This window comes from Pontibacter sp. H249 (assembly GCF_037892465.1).
Classification (GTDB): domain Bacteria; phylum Bacteroidota; class Bacteroidia; order Cytophagales; family Hymenobacteraceae; genus Pontibacter.
This window is the reverse complement of the sequence record NZ_JBBKTR010000003.1, coordinates 44638-62909: the sequence shown is the minus strand read 5'-3', so window position 1 is coordinate 62909 and position 18272 is coordinate 44638. Positions and strand designations below refer to the sequence as shown.

The 18272-nt window shown below is 44.0% G+C and carries 22 protein-coding genes; 13 read left to right on the top strand and 9 right to left on the bottom strand.

Translation table 11 applies throughout. The features are described from left to right. Positions 1-80 precede the first annotated feature (80 nt). The gene (locus tag WG943_RS05120) at positions 81-2624 is read right to left on the bottom strand and encodes a PIG-L family deacetylase (protein WP_340407213.1); all 2544 of its coding nucleotides are present in this window, start codon (positions 2622-2624) and stop codon (positions 81-83) included. 452 nt (positions 2625-3076) lie between these two features. Between WG943_RS05120 and WG943_RS05115 the strand changes: the two genes are divergently transcribed. From WG943_RS05115 to WG943_RS05100, 4 genes are all read left to right on the top strand, one after another. Next, the gene (locus WG943_RS05115) at positions 3077-3772 is read left to right on the top strand and encodes a hypothetical protein (RefSeq protein WP_340407211.1); all 696 of its coding nucleotides are present in this window, start codon (positions 3077-3079) and stop codon (positions 3770-3772) included. 185 nt (positions 3773-3957) lie between these two features. Next, entirely contained in the window at positions 3958-4620 is a 663-nt protein-coding gene (locus WG943_RS05110; RefSeq protein ID WP_340407209.1) for a DUF2461 domain-containing protein, read from the top strand. Positions 4621-4623: 3 nt separating this feature from the next. Then, entirely contained in the window at positions 4624-5004 is a 381-nt protein-coding gene (locus tag WG943_RS05105; protein WP_340407207.1) for a DUF3221 domain-containing protein, read from the top strand. A 198-nt stretch (positions 5005-5202) separates the two neighbouring features. Next, on the top strand, positions 5203-5682 hold the full coding sequence (locus tag WG943_RS05100) for a hypothetical protein (protein ID WP_340407206.1): 480 nt from the start codon (positions 5203-5205) through the stop codon (positions 5680-5682). Between the two features lie 21 nt (positions 5683-5703). On the opposite strand, the gene WG943_RS05095 is transcribed toward WG943_RS05100, so the two are convergent. Then, on the bottom strand, positions 5704-5892 hold the full coding sequence (locus WG943_RS05095; RefSeq protein WP_340407205.1) for a hypothetical protein: 189 nt from the start codon (positions 5890-5892) through the stop codon (positions 5704-5706). 274 nt (positions 5893-6166) lie between these two features. Here WG943_RS05095 and WG943_RS05090 point away from each other — a divergent pair, with 274 nt between their 5' ends. The 3 genes from WG943_RS05090 (at position 6167) to WG943_RS05080 (ending at position 8784) form a co-directional block, all read left to right on the top strand. Then, complete coding sequence (locus WG943_RS05090) at positions 6167-7651, top strand: APC family permease (RefSeq protein WP_340407204.1); 1485 nt, start codon at positions 6167-6169, stop codon at positions 7649-7651. 175 nt (positions 7652-7826) lie between these two features. Continuing rightward, positions 7827-8387, top strand: coding sequence for a vitamin K epoxide reductase family protein (locus WG943_RS05085; protein ID WP_340407202.1), 561 nt, complete (start codon positions 7827-7829; stop codon positions 8385-8387). A gap of 1 nt (position 8388) precedes the next feature. Further along, positions 8389-8784, top strand: a complete 396-nt coding sequence (locus WG943_RS05080) for an SPW repeat domain-containing protein (RefSeq protein WP_340407200.1) — start codon at positions 8389-8391, stop codon at positions 8782-8784. 43 nt (positions 8785-8827) lie between these two features. Here WG943_RS05080 and WG943_RS05075 read toward each other — a convergent pair whose 3' ends face one another. Both WG943_RS05075 and WG943_RS05070 read right to left on the bottom strand, forming a co-directional pair. Further along, positions 8828-9025, bottom strand: a complete 198-nt coding sequence (locus tag WG943_RS05075) for a hypothetical protein (protein WP_340407198.1) — start codon at positions 9023-9025, stop codon at positions 8828-8830. Positions 9026-9083: 58 nt separating this feature from the next. Next, the gene (locus WG943_RS05070) at positions 9084-9248 is read right to left on the bottom strand and encodes a hypothetical protein (protein ID WP_340407197.1); all 165 of its coding nucleotides are present in this window, start codon (positions 9246-9248) and stop codon (positions 9084-9086) included. Positions 9249-9572: 324 nt separating this feature from the next. Here WG943_RS05070 and WG943_RS05065 point away from each other — a divergent pair, with 324 nt between their 5' ends. The 6 genes from WG943_RS05065 (at position 9573) to WG943_RS05040 (ending at position 13651) form a co-directional block, all read left to right on the top strand. Then, entirely contained in the window at positions 9573-10520 is a 948-nt protein-coding gene (locus WG943_RS05065) for an alpha/beta fold hydrolase (RefSeq protein WP_340407196.1), read from the top strand. Between the two features lie 158 nt (positions 10521-10678). Continuing rightward, positions 10679-11350: an alpha/beta hydrolase gene (locus tag WG943_RS05060; protein WP_340407195.1), complete on the top strand. Its 672-nt coding sequence runs from the start codon at positions 10679-10681 to the stop codon at positions 11348-11350. Continuing rightward, a complete protein-coding gene (locus tag WG943_RS05055) occupies positions 11334-11588 on the top strand; it encodes a hypothetical protein (RefSeq protein ID WP_340407194.1) in 255 nt (84 codons plus the stop codon). Before WG943_RS05060 ends, WG943_RS05055 begins: the two co-directional genes overlap by 17 nt. Before the next feature lie 7 nt (positions 11589-11595). Then, the gene (locus WG943_RS05050; RefSeq protein WP_340407192.1) at positions 11596-12735 is read left to right on the top strand and encodes an NAD(P)/FAD-dependent oxidoreductase; all 1140 of its coding nucleotides are present in this window, start codon (positions 11596-11598) and stop codon (positions 12733-12735) included. An 83-nt stretch (positions 12736-12818) separates the two neighbouring features. Next, entirely contained in the window at positions 12819-13436 is a 618-nt protein-coding gene (locus tag WG943_RS05045) for a hypothetical protein (RefSeq protein WP_340407191.1), read from the top strand. Further along, entirely contained in the window at positions 13436-13651 is a 216-nt protein-coding gene (locus tag WG943_RS05040) for a helix-turn-helix domain-containing protein (RefSeq protein ID WP_340407189.1), read from the top strand. The genes WG943_RS05045 and WG943_RS05040 overlap by 1 nt, the downstream gene beginning before the upstream one ends. Before the next feature lie 68 nt (positions 13652-13719). Here WG943_RS05040 and WG943_RS05035 read toward each other — a convergent pair whose 3' ends face one another. The 5 genes from WG943_RS05035 to WG943_RS05015 all read right to left on the bottom strand — a co-directional run bounded on the left by WG943_RS05035 (position 13720) and on the right by WG943_RS05015 (position 18109). Next, positions 13720-13932, bottom strand: coding sequence for a hypothetical protein (locus tag WG943_RS05035; protein ID WP_340407188.1), 213 nt, complete (start codon positions 13930-13932; stop codon positions 13720-13722). Between the two features lie 193 nt (positions 13933-14125). After that, a complete protein-coding gene (locus tag WG943_RS05030) occupies positions 14126-14725 on the bottom strand; it encodes an OmpA family protein (RefSeq protein WP_340407187.1) in 600 nt (199 codons plus the stop codon). Positions 14726-15053: 328 nt separating this feature from the next. After that, the gene (locus WG943_RS05025; RefSeq protein WP_340407186.1) at positions 15054-15566 is read right to left on the bottom strand and encodes a hypothetical protein; all 513 of its coding nucleotides are present in this window, start codon (positions 15564-15566) and stop codon (positions 15054-15056) included. A gap of 10 nt (positions 15567-15576) precedes the next feature. Next, positions 15577-17247 (bottom strand): dipeptidyl-peptidase 3 family protein, encoded by a 1671-nt coding sequence (locus WG943_RS05020; RefSeq protein ID WP_340407185.1) that lies wholly within the window; start codon positions 17245-17247, stop codon positions 15577-15579. Positions 17248-17494: 247 nt separating this feature from the next. After that, positions 17495-18109 carry a deoxynucleoside kinase gene (locus WG943_RS05015; RefSeq protein WP_340407183.1) on the bottom strand — a complete coding sequence of 205 codons (615 nt, stop codon included), beginning with the start codon at positions 18107-18109 and terminating at the stop codon, positions 17495-17497. Positions 18110-18272: the final 163 nt, after the last annotated feature.

The window sequence follows — 18272 nt, the reverse complement described above, 5'->3', positions numbered from 1 at the left end:
CTTCGATAAATTAAATTTTCTCTTTTACCCTTCGTCAAATTGTCCTTTGTCTTTTGTCCAGTAGTTCTTTGTCTACTAAATTAATTTACCGCATTTTGTGCTTTACTGCCAGCCGTATCATCGCTTTTCCCTAGCGAAATAAGGTTGGCAAACAGGCGGTAAGCGCCTGGCACACCAGCTGGCAGCTCTCTGAACCAGGAGTAGCCGGTGTAGATGTAGTGGCCCTTGCCATACTTTGCCACCAGTAGACCGCCGTTTCGGGCAGGCTCTCCAGGGTCGTTAGACGAAAGTATGGCCGTATACTCTTTGCTCCACTCGTTCGGGAAGTATAAACCACGCTCCTGCACCCATCCTTCAAAATCTTTTTGCGTTATTTTATTCGGCGTGTTCAGCACCGGGTGGTTTGGCTCCAGGAAACGTACTTCAGCCTCCTCTACAGTTACTCTATCACGGGACAGTTTTAGTTGGTAAGGCCCCACATTTGGCATCACCAGGCTATGATTGGTGTTATACTGCACGATAAGGTTGCCGCCGTTCTTCACATACTCCAGCAGCGTTGCCTGGTGGTGCTTCAGGCGGTCCACCGTATTGTAGGCACGCACACCAAGTATAATGGCATCGAACTGCTGCAGGTAGTCCAGGCGCATGTTCTCGTCTTTCAGCATGGTCACGTCATAGCCAATCTGCTGCAAACTAAGAGGTACATCGTCTCCGGCTCCCATCACATAAGCTACTTTCTGCCCCTTCTTCTTCAGGTCCAGCTTCACAATTTTAGCAGTAGCCTCCGGGTAGGTAATTTGGGCAGGAATGTGGCTATAGCTGATCTCATTCAACCCTTGAGTGTAGTTCTTACCATCAACTGTGGCAATAGCTTTTAGAACTGCCTCCTGCTGCCCCTGCGGCGGATAAATAGCAAATACATAGTTCAGCTCAGCGCCTTTTGTATCCAACTTAAATGGCACCGAGGCAGGTTCTACTTTCCAACCCTTTGGCGCATCTAACTTTAAATTACCTACAATACCTGCCTTACCGGATTTTACGCGCACCTGCACATGCTTTGGCTCTCCGTTGGCAAACATGTATACTTTCTCGGCCAAGTTCACAAATACCGGAGGCGTAACAACGAATGGCCGGTATACTTCGCCCTCCACCGGATCGGTACGCTTGTACACTACCGGCACCGTTACCTGCATTGGCTCACCGGAAACTGTTAAGTTAAACGTTACCTGTGCTGCCGGATCATTTTCAGGCTTGCCTACCTGCTGCTGTTCTGCAACGGCAAACATACCCAGCGTGCCTGCCGTGCGCAACCAGTAAGGTTGTGAGGCTTGCATAGTAGCAGGTAAAATTACCTGTTTGCCATACTTTACCGGCTCGTTGTTGGTCAGCTTCTGATTAAGTGTAGTGTCTTTAGAGGCAAAAGTATATTGCACACGCTGCAACGTTACAGGCACCGCAGAGCGGTTAATAGCCTCTACCTGCACCTGTACTGCTTGGCCAGGTGCAGCAGAAAAGTCTGCCGCCGTAGCCTCTAAGTATAAACCCATAGTTGCTGTAATCACCTCCTGCACTTCTTCCAGCTTTACTTTTTTCCAGTAGCTGTCGGGTAGTTTGGCCAGTTCACGTTTTGCCTCTAAAAGTGTAGGCACAACGGCAGCCGGTTCTGTAGGTTTATAAGCATCGATGGCTTTCTGTATGATTCTCTCTACTTTGTCGCCGCCTTTTACGCGCGCCCACGTGGTGTTTACGCCTTCAAAAAGTTCTTTACCTGCCTTGTCGCCTTTAGTGTGCTGCAGATACTCCAGAGAGGTGCCACGGCTGCCGGAGGCACCAAAGCCCTGGCTCTTGTGCATGCTGCGGCTCTCTGCGGCCACCTCGCCGTAAGATTTGCCCAGTAGTGGGTTAAAGCCACCAACATCTACTCTTGTTAGCTGGTCTACATACTTATCAAACTCGGCCTGGCTGCCAAACGACCACACACCGGTGTTCCAGAGCAGGCGCTTAGGTTGCCATACTTCTACATACTTTAACTGTTCTGGAAAGCGCTTTGGATTGCCTGCTGCCTCAAAGGCCTCTTCGGCAAGTATAGCAGAGGCAGCGTGTTGTCCGTGGCCGGCACGTTCATCCGGCGGAAAACGTGTGATCATCACATCGGGTCTGAACTTGCGGATTACCCATACCATATCGGCCAGCACCTGCTCTTTATCCCAGATGTTAAAAGTTTCTTTTGAATCTTTGGAATAACCGAAGTCGTTGGCACGTGTAAAGAACTGGTGACCGCCGTCGGTTCTGCGGGCCTGTAACAACTCCTGTGTGCGTATAATGCCCAGGTTTTCGCTTATCTCCGGGCCTATTAAGTTCTGGCCTCCGTCTCCGCGTGTAGCCGATAAGTAACCGGTATTGTAGAGCTTCTCGTTTGCCAGGTAAGCGATCAGGCGAGTATTTTCATCATCGGGGTGAGAGGCTACGTATAGCACCGATCCCAGCACGTTTAGTTTTTTGATGTCCTGCAGAATTTTGGCAGCTGATGGCTTGGCCGGTGCCTGAGCTAACAGTGGCTGTGACCACACAAGCAAACAGCCCCATAACAGGGCAAAGCATAAGGTCGGAAAATTGATTTTCATAGTGGCTAGTTTTTCTCTAAAACGAAGATTTTGATGCAATTACTTCTCATGTAAAGCTAAACAAATTAAAACATCTAATAAACTACCCATATCGTATCTGATGACAGAAAGTACCCTTTTACTGACAAACAACTAAGATTTAACGGTTGTAGCCACTTATACAATCTTTTTTTGGGCGCCCTCCGTATGTTTTACCCTTGATAAAGGAAGCAATAACTCCTGTAATATTGTAGGAATGGAAATTCATTATAATAAATCTATGAATATTATAGGATATATATGTATACGTAATTAAATTTGTAGTAACATGAGGAATGTGTTGTACCAGTTACCTTATCTTTCTTTGTGCTATTTATCTTTAACGGGCAAAGCTGCAGATTATACTTTATATAATGTAGTGTAGCCATAACAATGCTACCTTTTTCAGAGTGACCATTTAAGCGTAATGTGGTATGCCAAACCCTCAGGAAAGTAAGATAGAAGACTTTGCGTTTGAGTACCTTCAGGGGTATTACACTGCACAGCAGGGGGCCAAGAATATATTAATTGGCCGATCGGAAAAAAATAAACAAGGTGTGGAAGTAGAAGGGCTTTTTACGTTTAAGCATTCTGACAACTCAATTTTTCTGGCAACTGTTACCTTTAAAAATTCTCAGCGCCTGTCTAAGCTGCTTACGTCTTTCAAGAAAGAGGGCCTTAGCAAATTTCGCTTTGCCACACCAGTAATTATGCTACTGTTGGGTTTCTATCTTAGCTTACGTTTCGAACTGGGCATTACTGGCTTTGCCCTTACACTGGTAGCTGCAGCGGCTGGCCTTATACTTCACTCCTACTTTTTACTTACTTACCTCAAGCGCAGCATCAACACACTGGTTAATGAGCTAAAGAAACACCAGGCCAATGAGCAGTGGCTGGGTATATCTATAAGCAGCCTGATTTTTAGGAACAACAGCCTGGCAAACTACTTTTTAAAACTGTGCCAGCGCCGGGGTATTGGTGTAATTACAGTAGGTAAAAGATCTAAAGTAGTGCTGATGCAGGAGCCTCGCACCAACATCTGTCGCAAAGGAGATTTCTTGTCGCATTATGCTTCTGAAAGCAGCATCCGCAAAGCTATGCAAGACGATACTATACTACGCGTAGCCTAAGCTGCCTACCTTATAAAGGAGCCCTTGTTGCCAGTGATGTGCAACAAGGGCTCTTTCTATTTAGTATGACATACATGTTACAATGCCAAAACAACTAACACCCATCTTGTTGGCAGTTATATGGATTGGTGCTGCTAACATGATGTACTCCAAAATACCTCAGCGGTAGTTAACACATAATAGTTATGAACATACGCCTCATTCTTGACTTTCTGAGGGACCTGCAGCAAAATAACAGTAAAGTATGGATGGACAGGAACAGACAACGGTATACGGAGGCGAAAGAGGAGTTTAAGCAACTTGTTGCGCACCTGTTAGACGAATTACGCCATATAGACCCAAGCCTGAACAACGTTACTGCTGCCGAGTGCATCTTCAGAATAAATAAAAACGACTTCTCCAAAAAAGGAGAAGCGCCGTATAAAGACCATTTTGGTGCAGGTATTTCTCCAGGGGGGCGCCATTCTCTTTTCGCAAATTATGTGCTGGTGTTATCGCCGGAGAATAAAAGCAGGGCAGGTGGCGGAATAAGGCAGCCTAAACCGCACCAACTAGAGCTAATCAGAGAAGAAATTGACTATAACCTTGGAGAACTAGAGGCTATACTGGCTCACACCGAATTTAACGAAGCTTTTGGAGAATTTAGAGGTGAGCAGCGTAAAACAGCTCCTAAGGGATATAGCAAGAGTCATCCGGCAATAGAACTGATAAAGTATAACGGCTACCAGGTGTTGCATTATTTTACAGACCAGGAAGTATGTGCACCTGATTTCCCGCACAGGTTACTAAGCTACTATAAGCTGGTAAAGCCTTTACACGATTTCTTAAATCGAACTCAAACAGAATAGCTCGTGAAAAACCCTGTATTACAAATACTTGTTGTGCTGATGCTCTGCACAATGGCCAGTTGCCGAGGCGACGAGCCTAAGCGTATACCCACCACCCTACCAGATGTGCGCGGTTACATCTCCCATATTAAGAAAACAAGTGAGCAAGGAGACAAATCGAAAGCTATTATTCTAGTAAAGGCTATAGAGGGCATTGAGGCCAAGCACCAAAACGCTGACATCATAATAGATAAGAACACTCTGATAGAGAGCGAAACAGGAGAACATTTGAAACTAGAGCAGTTGCGGGAGGGCCAGGAAGTACAAGCTTGGCTAGAAGGAGACGTAATGGAAACTGATCCTGTTCAGGGTTACGCAAAGGCGGTGCGTGTGTCTTTAAACTAACAGTCTGATTACGAGAATACACACATCGTATTAATTACTGAAGTATACTTTTAAATAGGCAAAAAGCAACTTTTTTACAACCGCCTGTATTGCAGTAATCCTTTTTTATTAGCCAGATAGTACATTATCCATGCGTTAACGTATAAGTAGGAAATTACACTGATTACCTCTCCCTTTACTTTACATTATTTCTTATTTATGAGTACATACTTTTGTGAATACAGCGAACTGGTGGCTGTTTGGCCGCATCCGGTGCTGCTTAAGCATGAACAGGGCGATGTGTTTCTGATGTTTACTTCTAAAAAAGACTACATCGAAGCAAGATGGTTTGGCCACATCAACGCTGATGATGTAATTACAGCAGCCAAAGTATACCTCGAACTACTCAAAAAGCAACCAAACCCCAAACTACTAAACGATAAAACCGAAGCAAGCGGTGATTGGGAAGAAGCAAATGACTGGATGGAGTATGAGTGGCTGCCTCAGGTCAGGACAGCTGGTTTAAAGTGTTTTGCACACGTGTACTCACACAACATGTTCAGCAAATTATCAGCACGCGACCTTTACCTAAGAATTATTCCGGACCTACAGATGGAGAATTTTCTGCATCGCAAAGATGCCGTAAAGTGGCTTAAGTCTTGTGACCCACATAATAAAGTGCCAACCCCTGCCTTGTAAGTACTGCCATTGCAGTCAACCTTAATTAACTGCAATGGCTTTTGGTGCCTCAACAGTAATTTCAACTGTATCTAATACGACATGCGCTACCGGTTGCTCTAGGGCAATAGCTGTATTATCTACTTGTTTTGGCGTTGTAGCGTCTGCTACATCTTTGCAAGCCAAACCAAAACCTATTACTGAAGCTGAAAGAAGAACAATGATTTTCATAATTGTATGTTTTTAGTGGTTCATGTATCAATTAACATTACAAATATAAAGCACAGTACTTTGTAATACAAGGTACCTTAAGAGGTATTAGACTAACATCCCTCTCTTTACTATCAACCTCTGCAAAAACAAGACAAACAGCCACTTACCAAGGCTATACCATTTAACATATAATAATCAAAGGCTTTATTCTTTCCTGAACTTTAGTAAATACATCTGCTTTAAATCTGCAATTGGTTTAAAAACAAGTAATTTTGTTACACACATTTAATTTATGCAGCAAACCGACACCCCTACAAAACCTGAAATAAAGGATTCAGAATCTGGATTTAAGCGAGAAATAAAGCTCTACGACGCCATCATGATTGTGACAGGCGGTATGATAGGCTCTGGTATTTTTATTGTTACCGCAGACATTGCCCGTACCATGGTATCGCCGGGTTACATGCTGCTGGTGTGGGTACTATCTGGTTTCTTAACCATGGTTGGCGCCATCAGCTATGGCGAACTTTCTTCTATGTTTCCGAATGTGGGTGGGCAGTATGTATACTTAAAAGAAGCCTACAACAAAATGGTGGCCTTCCTGTATGGCTGGACGCTGTTCCTGGTTATACAAACGGGTGTGATTGCGGCCGTAGGTGTTGCCTTCGCGCGTTTTACAGGTGTTATTTTCCCATGGTTTAGCGAGAACAATATATTATTAAGTATAGCTGGATTTGATTTCACATCTGTGCAGTTGCTGGCCATAGTAAGTATTGTATACCTTACTTATATCAACTCAAGAGGCGTAAAAAGCGGCAAACTGATTCAGAACATATTTGGCAGCACAAAGTTAATTGCACTCTTCGGACTTATACTTTTCGGTTTTCTGCTGGGCGTAAACGATACTGCTATAGAGGCTAACTTCTCAAACTTCTGGGGTAGCACCATATCAACTGCCGGAGATGAGTTAATTCCACCGATGGGCTGGGCATTGTTTTCAGCAGCTGGCATTGCAATGGTAGGCGCCCTTTTCTCCGCCGACTCCTGGAACAACATTGGTTTCTCCGGCGATGAGATTGTGAATCCGAAACGGACTATTGTATTAAGTATGGTGATCGGTAGCGCTATTGTTATGGGCCTATACCTGATCATAAACCTTGTATACCTGCTAGTGCTGCCCATGAACGGCGACCCAAACGGTGCAACCACCATGGCTCTGGGCATTACTCATGCCGATAACGATCGGGTGGCAACCGCCGTGGCAGAAGTTATTGGTGGCTATCCTGCTACTGTAGCCATTGCTATACTTATCATGATTTCTACGTTTGGCTGTAACAACGGTGCTATACTTTCGGGTGCGCGTGTATACTATGCCATTGCAAAAGACGGATTGTTTTTCGAGAAGTTAGGCCACCTTAATAAGAACGGAGTACCGGCTGCTGCCCTATGGCTGCAATGTATCTGGGCCTGCCTGCTTTGCCTAACCGGTACCTACGGCGACCTTCTGGACTACGTAGTATTTGCAGTAATGCTCTTTTACATACTTACTATTGTGGGAGTATTTGTGCTAAGAGTGCGTAAGCCAAACTTGCCGCGCCCTTATAAGGCTTTTGGGTACCCTGTGCTTCCGGCTATGTATGTTATACTTGCATCAGCCATATGCGTTACCCTGCTAATTTATAAGCCAACTTTTACCTGGCCTGGGTTCATAATAGTAGGTCTGGGTATTCCGGTTTTCTACTTCTTCGGCAACAGGTTTAAGAAAAGTAAAAACTAAGCATAAATTCTATCAACACTCCAAAGCCTGAAGCTCATACTTCAGGCTTTTTTTTGCTTCAAAGTATAGCTTAAACTACTTGGATCGCTGTTTTTATAACACCAAATAACTTCTCCCGTACTACCTGACATAGCACCATAAAGTAAAATATTGATCGACATTTACTTAAGAAACTATGCAAGAAGATAAAGGGATACCACCCGGCTGGAATTACAACCCCGCCTCCTGGGGGCAGCGCATGCCTATTATTATACTTGCCATTGTTGGTTTTTTTATAGCTGCCTACTTGGCACTTTTCCAGTTTAAGATTACCAGCGATGTATGGGAGCCGTTTTTCGGAAACGACAGCCGTAAAATCCTTACCTCCAAAACCTCACAGCTACTACCTATACCAGATGCTGCCTTAGGAGCTTTAGGCTATATTGCTGATGCTGTTACTGGTGCTATTGGCGGTACAAACCGGTGGCGCACCATGCCCTGGATCGTGATTGCGTTTGGCTTGGCCGTTGGTCCGCTTGGTTTTATAAGTGTGTTGCTGGTTATTTTGCAGCCTGTGTTATACGATGCCTGGTGCACCCTTTGCCTAGCTACTGCAGCCATTTCTGTTGTAATGATAGGCCCGGCTATGGACGAAATGCTGGCCAGCCTGCAGTATATGAAACGCGTAAAAGACGCAGGAGAATCTAAGTGGAAAGCATTCTGGGGTTATAAAAGTATTCAGGGAAAAGTAATGTAATATGTGGGCACAGGTAATTAATGCAATACTCGGGATATGGTTGATGGCCTCTCCTGCCATACTGGGCTTGGAGGGCACTTCTGCTGATAACGACCATATTATAGGTCCGGTTATAGCCAGCTTTGCCTGCATATCGTGGTGGGAAGCAACCCGAGTGGTTAGGCTTTACAACCTGCCGCTGGCTCTGTGGCTCTTACTGGCACCATGGGTACTTGGCTATTCGGAAACGGCCGCCATTGTAAACGATATGGCTGTTGGCTTAATAGTAGCTGGCTTATCAGTGGTAAAAGGTAAAATTGATAACTCTTTTGGCGGAGGCTGGAGTGCTGTATGGCATTCTGACACGCCACACGCGCAAGCAGCACGCACGCAGCAGGATTACAAAACCGGGAGGTAAAGTATACTTACCCACTGCCAGAGGTTTAAGAACGCGATCGCTGTTATAAGCCAGCGATCACGTTCTGTGAGCTAACTGCAATTTCAACGGTATCAAGCAGGATACTCATCACCGGAGACTCTACCTCCTCTACTACCTGTGCAGTTGCAATTTCTTTTTCAGGAGCCTTAACGCTTACCGTCTCTTTTACAGCAAATCCGAAGGCAACTAATACGGCAAATAACAGAACTAAAAATTTCATGGTTTTATTTTGTTTGCGGTTATACTTGGGTTTTTACAAAGTCTAAATTATCCTTTGCTTACTGTCTCTCTGCAACTATCTCTACCTCAGGCAGCATGTTAGGGTAAGACTTGTACTCGTTCAACTCAGCTCTTTTCTGCATTTCTTTCTGATCGTCAGCAGATTTTTTAACAGAGGCACCGAAGCCGAACATCATGGCGAATAATAAAATGACAATTTTCATAGTTGTAGGTTTTAATTGGTTTATGACTGATTTACATTACAAATATATTATACAGTACTTTGTTATGCAAGGTACTGTTACATTAATTACTACTGTTTTATACAAACACCCATTTTTTTACTGTGAACTGCTTTCATAACTGGATAAATGACATTTATGATTTTTAACATCCTAAATTGTTTATTATAAAGACATCACAGGGATAGTGAAGGCTGCACTCAGTTGGTTTTTTTTAAGTAAAAATGTAGCAGGCAGGTAAAGCAACTTAAAGTATAAATGGTTATTTTCGCTATACTATATAAGCTACATCAACCCTGTAAAACTATGAGATTAAGTAAAAAATATGTGGCTTTAGCCGCTGTATTGGCCCTAGTAGCCGCAACCGCCTTTCAGATCAGGAAAGATATTCCTGCCGAAGAAATCAAAGAAAAGTATACCACCCCAGCCTCCAGGTTTATAAGTATAGGTGGCGCTAACCTGCATTACCGCGACGAAGGTCAGGGCACTCCCATTATACTGCTGCACGGCACAGCTGCCTCATTAAATACCTGGGATGGCTGGACTGCAGAGCTAAGCAAAACTCACAGAGTGCTGCGCCTCGACCTGCCGGGCTTTGGCCTAACCGGACGCAACAGCACCGATACCTATACAATAGCCTACTATTCTAACCTGGTTCTCAACTTCCTCAATCAACTCGGGATTGATAAGGCGCATATTGCCGGCAGTTCGCTAGGCGGCCAGATTGCATTTGATTTTGCCGCAAACCATCCGGAGCGGGTGCAAAAGCTTATACTTGTATCGCCAACCGGCGTTACCAACGCAAACGACAAAAGTATTTCGTTGCCTTTCATGATGGCCCAAACGCCACTGGTAAAAGAATCGCTGAAGTATATTACACCTCGCTTTATTGTAGAAAAGAGCCTGAAAGAAGTATACGGCGACGATAAAAGGCTAACTGATGAGGCCATAACCCTGAGCCACGACCTGCTGCTGCGCGAAGGCAACCGTGAGGCATTTATACTTCGGATGAACACTGTGGATGACGACCATCTGCACAAGTTAGCGCAGGTGCAGGCGCCTACACTTATACTTTGGGGCGAAGCCGATGCATGGGTGCCTGTTACTGATGCACAGCGGTTTCTTCAGGATATCAGAAGATCTCAGCTTAAGACATACGCAGGCGCCGGCCACATACCCATGGAGGAGCAGCCACAGGAAACGGTGCAGGATGCGCTTGCTTTTCTTAGAAGTGAATTGGCTGTAAGCAAGTAAATCATTTGTGCAATTAATTTATTTCGAGAACATAGAGGAATATCTAGCTATACTAGAGGGCGATAGAATTACGGTCGCCCTCTTACTTTTAAATTACAGTATACTGCTTAGCTATACTTTATTAGAAACCCTTACCTTGCTCTGCGTAAAAGCATACCATGAGTAAAGCATACTTCATCAGCGGGCTTGGGGCAGACTGGCGTATGTTCCAGTTTCTTAAGCTTCCAGACCAAATAGCCGTAGAGCAGGTAAAATGGGTAGAGCCGGAAAGTTTTGATGAGCCTTTACAGAACTACGTACAGCGCCTGCTTCCGCAAATAGATGATCCACATCCTATACTTGTAGGCTTCTCTTTCGGGGGCTTAGTGGCTATGGAGTTGGCAAAGGTGCTCCATCCGGTTAAAACAATTATCATATCAAGTATAGCCACCCGCCATAACTTGCCCTGGTACTACCGTGTAGCTGGTAAAACACTGCTGCATAAATACCTGCCATTTAAGCTGATGCAAAACACATATCCTATTGCTCCGTTTTTCTTCGGCGCTCAAACTCCTTATGAGCGTAGGATGCTAAAGTCGGTTTTTTTCAGGATAAACGAGAAGTTCCTGCGCTGGGCTTTGGCTAGGCTATTGGACTGGGATCAGGAAATCCCCCCTGAAAATACCATACAGATACATGGCACCGCTGACAAAGTACTACCTATGGCTGATTCAGGTAACATCATTAAGCTAAAGGACGCAGAACACCTGATGGTTATACACAGAGCCGAAGAAGTAAGCGCCATTTTAAGCCGAATTTTACTAGATTGCATTCATGACGAACAAAAATAAATTTATAATTACCACCACTAACGGCCAGACAGCAGACCTGACCAATGCCACTACACTAAAGAGTAACAACCTCTACCCTTTCGGTAGGCACAACTATGCTGTATATGAAACTCCGGAAGGTATATTTGTGCGTGGCCTGAACAACGGTGAGCGCGAAATTATGCTTACGCACTTCGAGATGCTTGATGAAGCTACTGCCCGCAATTATAAACACGAATATTACCGCGAAGACGACTAAACAACCTATGCAACTCAGCTTTTGGGAAAAGGAAACATACTTTGGCAACATTGATATATTGATTGTTGGTAGCGGTATTGTTGGCCTGAACGCAGCTCTTCACCTCAAAAACAAACAGCCGCAGCTAAAAATACTAGTGGCGGAGCGTGGGCTCCTGCCAACCGGAGCTAGTTCTAAAAATGCCGGATTTGCCTGCTTCGGCAGCCCATCAGAGTTGCTTGAAGATCTTTCGCACCACACCGAAGAGCAGGTTTTTGGTTTAGTGGAGCGCCGCTGGAAAGGCCTGCAGCGCCTACGCCAGAACCTGGGCGATGCTGCCATAGATTACCACCGCTGGGGAGGCTACGAACTTTTTACCGATACCCAATTAGACCTCTACAACGCTTGTCTTGACAAGCTGCCTTACCTGAACAGGCAGCTACAAAGTATAGTTGGAGAGCCGGATATTTACCGCCACGCCGACCATAAGATAACCCAGTTCGGATTTAAGCACGTGGCACACCTGCTGGAGAGCACTGCAGAAGGCCAGATAGATACCGGCAAGATGATAATGGCACTTACCCAGAAGGTGCAGGCACTAGGAGTGCTGGTACTAAATGGGCTGGAGATACAGGAACTGCACGACGTAGGCACAAGTATAACCGCTACTACCGCTCAAAGTATAAATATAAAGGCACGTGCCGCTTTAGTAGCCACTAACGGTTTTGCCCAAAAGCTACTGCCAAACGTTTCTGTAGTACCGGCCCGTGCTCAAGTACTTATTACCAAACCTATAAAAAACCTTAAGCTAAAGGGTACTTTCCACTACGACTGCGGCTATTACTATTTCCGCAACATCGGTAACAGGGTATTGTTTGGCGGCGGCCGCAACCTAGACTTTAAAACCGAAGAAACTACCGAACTTGGCCTTACAGAGTTGGTGCAGCATAAACTGGAGGAGCTTTTATCTACTGTTATACTTCCGGGAACACCTTACGAGGTGGAACACCGTTGGAGCGGTATTATGGGCATGGGCAACCAGAAAACAACCATTGTGGAGCAGGTGTCGGAGCGGGTAAGCTGTGCTGTGCGCATGGGTGGCATGGGTGTGGCTATTGGCTCTTTGGTTGGTGAAGAGGGTGCCGAATTGGTGCTGAAGCAGATTTAACACCCATATTCTTTTATCTCGAGGTAATTTTTATCCATAATCATAAAATATATATTGATTATCAATAAATTCCTTTTACATTTATGAAAGTAAATGTAAAAGCTATGCAAAAGAACAAACTCCTCAATATAACATTGCTCATCTGTGATATATTTAAATACCTGTTCATCGTGTTTATTGCCGCATCAACTATTCTGTTGATTCACTGGCACTTATCACCTAACACTTATGAAAATATAAATATTACTATAGATAAAACCAGTAATGCAGTTTTTACTATGGCAGATAGTTATTCACTCACTGGGCCTGGTACTAGCAATAAAAAGATTGATACTAGCAACAAAGACCTTATCAGACTTACAGAATTAAATCATGTGTCTTTATATGTACATTATTTGCAGTCGGTTGGTCTGTTAGCTTTTTGGTTGCTGATTATACAGGAGATAAAAAGAGTTATTAAATCTGTAAAGGGCTTAAAAACTTTCAGGAGCAGCAATGGCAAATCCTTAAATAGAATTGGTAAGTATAGTTTAGGAATTTTTGTACTCTCAGCTTTTAAATGGATTGGCCTACCGGAGTATTCATTCTTTGGAATTTACTTCCAGTTTATGCCGCTGGCTTTTGCTATAGCAGCCTTTATACTTGCCGAGATATTTGAAGAAGGAAATAAACTTTACGAAGCAGAGCAGCTAACCATATAATGGCAATAATTGTAAACCTTGATGTTATGCTTGCCAAAAGAAAAATGTCATTATCAGAACTTTCGGAGCGGGTGGGGCTAACGTTGGCAAACCTCTCTATACTTAAAACTGGCAAAGCAAAAGCTATCCGCTTCTCTACACTCCAAGCCATCTGCGAAGTGATGAATTGCCAGCCAGGCGATATATTAGAATACCAGCAGGAAAACGAAGTATAAACTCTTCTAAATTAAAAAGGCAAACAACATGAGTTGTTTGCCTTTTTAATTTAGGTGCTTGTTGCTTTTTAGTAAGCCGATATCCATCTATTTGCAGTTTGGTATAACATAGGTCTGGTATGCCTGGTAGCTTCCTTTTCAGAATTAAAGTAGGCTTGGTATTCTTCTTCACTCATTTCCTCACGTAAGGCGATATGAAATTTTGCTAATTCGGGATAAAGATTGTTGCGCTCCCGCCGTTCCTCGGGACTGTTTCTGTTGAAATCAAAAAAGCTTTTCATGATTTATTTTAAGGATTAAACATTTGGGTATAAGCTTATTCAGCAAGATTAACATACTCCCAACCCGCTGCTTTTGTTCAGCCTATTTTCTTAGGTAAGCGTTTGATTTACCTTATTTTACAGCTTTTACTAAAAAAAAACCGACCGCACCAAAATGATACGGTCGGTTCACTAATAAACAAGTGATCTTATGTTATATCTGTCCTTTTTCGGCAGCTTTCTTGAGCTTTTCGTTCGCAAAAATGGCAACTTCCACCCTACGGTTCTTCTGCATACCAACTGCTGTACTGTTACTTGCCACTGGCATCGACTCGCCATAACCTTGTGCCGTTACACGGCTTGCTGTCACACCATCAGCAGATAACTGCCGGTACACTGAGGTTGCCCTGCGCTCCGACAGGCTTTGGTTATAAGCATCTGTACCATTTGCATCTGTATGTCCCTCAACAACCACATTGGTGTCTTTATACTTTTTTAGTGTTTTACTTAGATCAGTAATGTTACGCTGTGCCGCATAGCTCAGCCTATCAGAGTTCGTATCGAAAAGTATACCCGAATCGAAAGTGATTTTAATACCCTCGCCAACACGTTCTACTTTGGCATTGGCTAATTCTCGTTGCAGCTCTGCTGCCTGCTTATCCATATAACGGCCAATTACAGCACCAGCTGCACCGCCTACAGCGGCACCAATAATAGCGCCTCCTGCTGTATTTTTCTTTTTATTACCTATAAAGCCACCGGCCACACCGCCTACCACGGCTCCGATAACACCACCTTTTACGGTTTTGCTCACCGGCTTTCTAGGTGTTGTTTGTGCGCTGGCGACTATTGTTCCTAATAAAAAGACTACTACTAGTAAATAAGCGATAAAAGTTCTGACATTGTCCATAACATTTATATTTGATTGTACTTCAGCGGCGCCATGTGTATTTGTCCACCGTACCCGCTGATGATTTTGTATTTCCAACTCTCGTGCCAATTATTAAACCGTGTAAATAAGCAACGCACAAAAAACTGATAATCAACGCATATAAATCAAAAGCATCATTAAACTCCGTAGATTGAAGCAAATAAAAAAGCCCAGCAACTTGCCGGGCTTTTTCCAAATATTGTTTAAAGGATTACCTAATTATCTGTAGAAAAATAGGTGTGAAGATGGCAATCATGATAGCTACCTGACTGTCTGATACTGTTTTAAAGTATAAGCCTGTGCTAACCAGAACTATTTTAGTTAGCTCCGGTACGCTATCAGCTACTGCAATATGGCCTTTACCAAAGCTGAAGCTCGGTTGCTCAAAACTAAGGACACTCTTACCTGTTGCATCAGTCATTACCTGCTTTTGAGAGAAGCCCTTGTTTTGCAAAACATACTTTTCGCCAGTTGCCATCTCGATGCGTATTTTTCCCATGATGGATGTGATACCATGTCCAATCACCTCACCGTTATAGCGTATAGTTACCTCTTGCTCAAACCAGCCTTTAGAGCTAAAAGTCAGCTTTGTTTCACCGGTGCTATAAACAGCATTATAACTCGACCAGCCATCAAAGACAAGCTTGCTAACCTGCCCACCAGCTGAGCGAATGCTATACTTTCGTCCAGAAATTCCTTCCTGTTTCCAGTTTATAATCTCCATCAGGTAATAATTATTTTAAACCGAGTACATCCACTCCCTGCTCAAATACAATATCAACAGGTATGTTGGCTTTAGAAAGCCTATCCAGGTCAGACTGCAGTTGTGGACTTACTTGCCCCTGGTTGTTTAGCAAATCGCCAACTCCGGCGTAGTCGCCGTTACCTTGTAGGGTGAGGATCTTCTCAGACAGCTTATTCATGGCTTCGCGCATTTTAGTATAGTTTACTCTATACTTTCCAGACTGCTCATCGCGCTCAAAGGCCCCGTTTTCTTTAAAGAAGTTAAAGCGTACCATATTGGCTTTGCCGTGTGCACTAGCCGCACCAAAACGCACCGAACGGAAAATACCAGCCAGGAAGGTAGTATAGTAGTCTTCCAGGCTGCCTTCTACTTCGCCTTTCTCGTGCAATTGCGTGATCATGTACAAACCAAGAATATCGGCCTTGCCTTCTTCTAATGCAGATGCGTGCTCTTTAAGAGCCTCGCGAACGGTGCCTTTGTTGTTGATGGTGTTTTTGATGCCCAAGCCGTGTGCCACTTCATGGAACATAGTGTTGGCGAAGAAGGCATCAAAGGTTACATGCTTCTGCTGGTCCTCTACAATAAGTTCGTCAGCAATTGGCTCCATTATTTTGTCGAACTTGGCTTGCATGGCGTTCTTGAGTTGCAGGCGGCGAGTGCCTTTCTTCAGCTGTACTTCCTCGTCGTTTGGCAGGTTAATGGCGATAGTTTTGCTGCCTGCATTGCTGTCGCCGGCATAGTATACTACATCATATGCGTTTAAGTCTGAGTCGGTTCCTGGTGTTTCTTTTTTATAGCTGGCCGGCACCGGCAATCCACGCTGAAGCTCTGGCAGGAATGCAGCATACTTTGCTAAACGCTCACTCCACTCCATGTCTTTGATTAATACATAAGTCTCGTGAGCTGCTTTATAGCCAAACAGTTTATCCTCGTATGTCTCAATCGGGCCAATTACTACATCAATTTTGTTGTTTTTCATATCCATCCAGGCAAGGTCGCTTGGCTGATAGTTGTCCGTAAGCATAGCCTCGGCACGCAGGTTCAGGTATTTCTTCAGGCCTGGTTCTTCCGCTAAAGTGGCAGCTTGCTTTAACAAGTCTGATACCCGTTTTACCTGGTCTTTAAATTGTACGTGGTAAGGCACTGTAATTAACTTCCCATTCGCATCTCTGCGCAAAAAGGTATACTGGCTCGTTTTATCTTTCAGGTTTGCGCTCTCAAACTCCTCTTTGGTCATGTCGGCTGGATAAAAGTTTGCAGCGTCTGGCTTAGGCCCCACTCCAGTAACAAAAGGCTCATTGTTATTTAATCTATCCCAAGGGCCATAGTTTATCTGCACAAAACGCTTCACCTGCTCATCATTAAGGGCAGTCATTAAAGAGTCTCTTTTACCGTAAGCCTCATACCAGAACAACTCGTTCATAATATTGCCTGCTTCTATCAACAACGGGATCATCTTGCGTTCATTCTCACTTAAATGGCTTAAGTCAGATGTAAGACGCACCGTAGTATACATATCCAGTTTCTGCTTTATGCTATTGTTGGTTTCTACTGCGGTAGTAGCCGTTTCGCCCTCGGTTGTATTGCTTGTGCAGCCAAATGTAGCCGCTGTTATAGCCGCTGTTATAGCCGAGGCAAAAAGTATGTGCTTTCCTTTCATTGTAGTTTTATAGGTTAGTTGCAGGTATGAATATAGTTATTTTTAAGTTGATGTGAAATTAGAGGTGGTAAGAGTGCAGGTTTATACTTACAAGTATGTAGGACCAGAACACCTGAGATTTGCAACTGAACAGGTTTACCTTCAGTAGATTGATTTAGGGCAGAAGCTTTTTAAGCTAAGCCAGTTAAAAATAAAAAAGGCAATGCACCACCGTGCATTGCCTTTCCTTAAAAGTATAAATTATTCGCTAAAACAAACCAAATAGCTCTCCCTGTACTTTCTCAATTATACTACCTAAATCTTCTGGGTTAGCCACAAAGTCTAAGTTGTTTACGTCTATCACAAGCAATTTTCCTTTATCGTAGTTGTTGATAAAGGTGTTGTAGTGCTCGTTCAGGTTGCGCAGGTAGTTTATGCTGATGCTGCTTTCGTAATCGCGGTTTCGCTTTTCGATCTGCCCGATCAGCTTTGGTAAATCTGCCTTCAGGTAAATCATTAGGTCAGGAGCTTTTACCATGGTAATCATCGACTCGAACAGCGCAAAATAGTTATCGTAATCGCGCGTGCTCATAAGGCCCGACTGGTGCAGGTTTTTAGCAAAAATGTGGGCATCTTCGTAAATGGTGCGGTCTTGTATAACACTGCGCCCATTCGTTTTTATCTGCTGCACCTGGTTAAAGCGGCTGTTCAGGAAAAACACCTGTAAATGGAAAGACCACCGCTCCATATCTTCATAAAAGTCTTTTAGGTAGGGGTTGTTCTCAACCGCCTCCAGGTATAAATCCCACTTAAAGTGTTGCGACAGCTTGGTGGCCAGGGTGGTTTTGCCAGCGCCAATGTTGCCTACAATTGCAATGTGCATGGTAATCTGAGGTTTTTAGTAAAAGCCGGTTACAAAAGTAGGGCTTTTTGTGCAGATGCAGTCCCCAGTTTTCAGATAAATACCCACCGAGTTATCCACACTTTTGTAAAGTACAAACTGGCACCTCCGGATCATTGCATTTTTAACAATCCAACAAACCTGC

Excerpts from the sequence above, each read along its gene's own strand:
- WG943_RS05060 (WP_340407195.1), top strand. The coding sequence starts at position 10,679 with ATGAGTAAAGCATACTTCATCAGCGGGCTTGGGGCAGACTGGCGTATG.
- WG943_RS05025 (WP_340407186.1), bottom strand. The coding sequence starts at position 15,566 with ATGGAGATTATAAACTGGAAACAGGAAGGAATTTCTGGACGAAAGTAT.
- WG943_RS05090 (WP_340407204.1), top strand. The coding sequence starts at position 6,167 with ATGCAGCAAACCGACACCCCTACAAAACCTGAAATAAAGGATTCAGAA.
- WG943_RS05020 (WP_340407185.1), bottom strand. The coding sequence starts at position 17,247 with ATGAAAGGAAAGCACATACTTTTTGCCTCGGCTATAACAGCGGCTATA.
- WG943_RS05015 (WP_340407183.1), bottom strand. The coding sequence starts at position 18,109 with ATGCACATTGCAATTGTAGGCAACATTGGCGCTGGCAAAACCACCCTG.
- WG943_RS05085 (WP_340407202.1), top strand. The coding sequence starts at position 7,827 with ATGCAAGAAGATAAAGGGATACCACCCGGCTGGAATTACAACCCCGCC.
- WG943_RS05055 (WP_340407194.1), top strand. The coding sequence starts at position 11,334 with ATGACGAACAAAAATAAATTTATAATTACCACCACTAACGGCCAGACA.
- WG943_RS05115 (WP_340407211.1), top strand. The coding sequence starts at position 3,077 with ATGCCAAACCCTCAGGAAAGTAAGATAGAAGACTTTGCGTTTGAGTAC.
- WG943_RS05070 (WP_340407197.1), bottom strand. The coding sequence starts at position 9,248 with ATGAAAATTGTCATTTTATTATTCGCCATGATGTTCGGCTTCGGTGCC.
- WG943_RS05120 (WP_340407213.1), bottom strand. The coding sequence starts at position 2,624 with ATGAAAATCAATTTTCCGACCTTATGCTTTGCCCTGTTATGGGGCTGT.
- WG943_RS05050 (WP_340407192.1), top strand. The coding sequence starts at position 11,596 with ATGCAACTCAGCTTTTGGGAAAAGGAAACATACTTTGGCAACATTGAT.
- WG943_RS05095 (WP_340407205.1), bottom strand. The coding sequence starts at position 5,892 with ATGAAAATCATTGTTCTTCTTTCAGCTTCAGTAATAGGTTTTGGTTTG.
- WG943_RS05110 (WP_340407209.1), top strand. The coding sequence starts at position 3,958 with ATGAACATACGCCTCATTCTTGACTTTCTGAGGGACCTGCAGCAAAAT.
- WG943_RS05065 (WP_340407196.1), top strand. The coding sequence starts at position 9,573 with ATGAGATTAAGTAAAAAATATGTGGCTTTAGCCGCTGTATTGGCCCTA.
- WG943_RS05045 (WP_340407191.1), top strand. The coding sequence starts at position 12,819 with ATGAAAGTAAATGTAAAAGCTATGCAAAAGAACAAACTCCTCAATATA.
- WG943_RS05080 (WP_340407200.1), top strand. The coding sequence starts at position 8,389 with ATGTGGGCACAGGTAATTAATGCAATACTCGGGATATGGTTGATGGCC.
- WG943_RS05040 (WP_340407189.1), top strand. The coding sequence starts at position 13,436 with ATGGCAATAATTGTAAACCTTGATGTTATGCTTGCCAAAAGAAAAATG.
- WG943_RS05100 (WP_340407206.1), top strand. The coding sequence starts at position 5,203 with ATGAGTACATACTTTTGTGAATACAGCGAACTGGTGGCTGTTTGGCCG.
- WG943_RS05075 (WP_340407198.1), bottom strand. The coding sequence starts at position 9,025 with ATGAAATTTTTAGTTCTGTTATTTGCCGTATTAGTTGCCTTCGGATTT.
- WG943_RS05035 (WP_340407188.1), bottom strand. The coding sequence starts at position 13,932 with ATGAAAAGCTTTTTTGATTTCAACAGAAACAGTCCCGAGGAACGGCGG.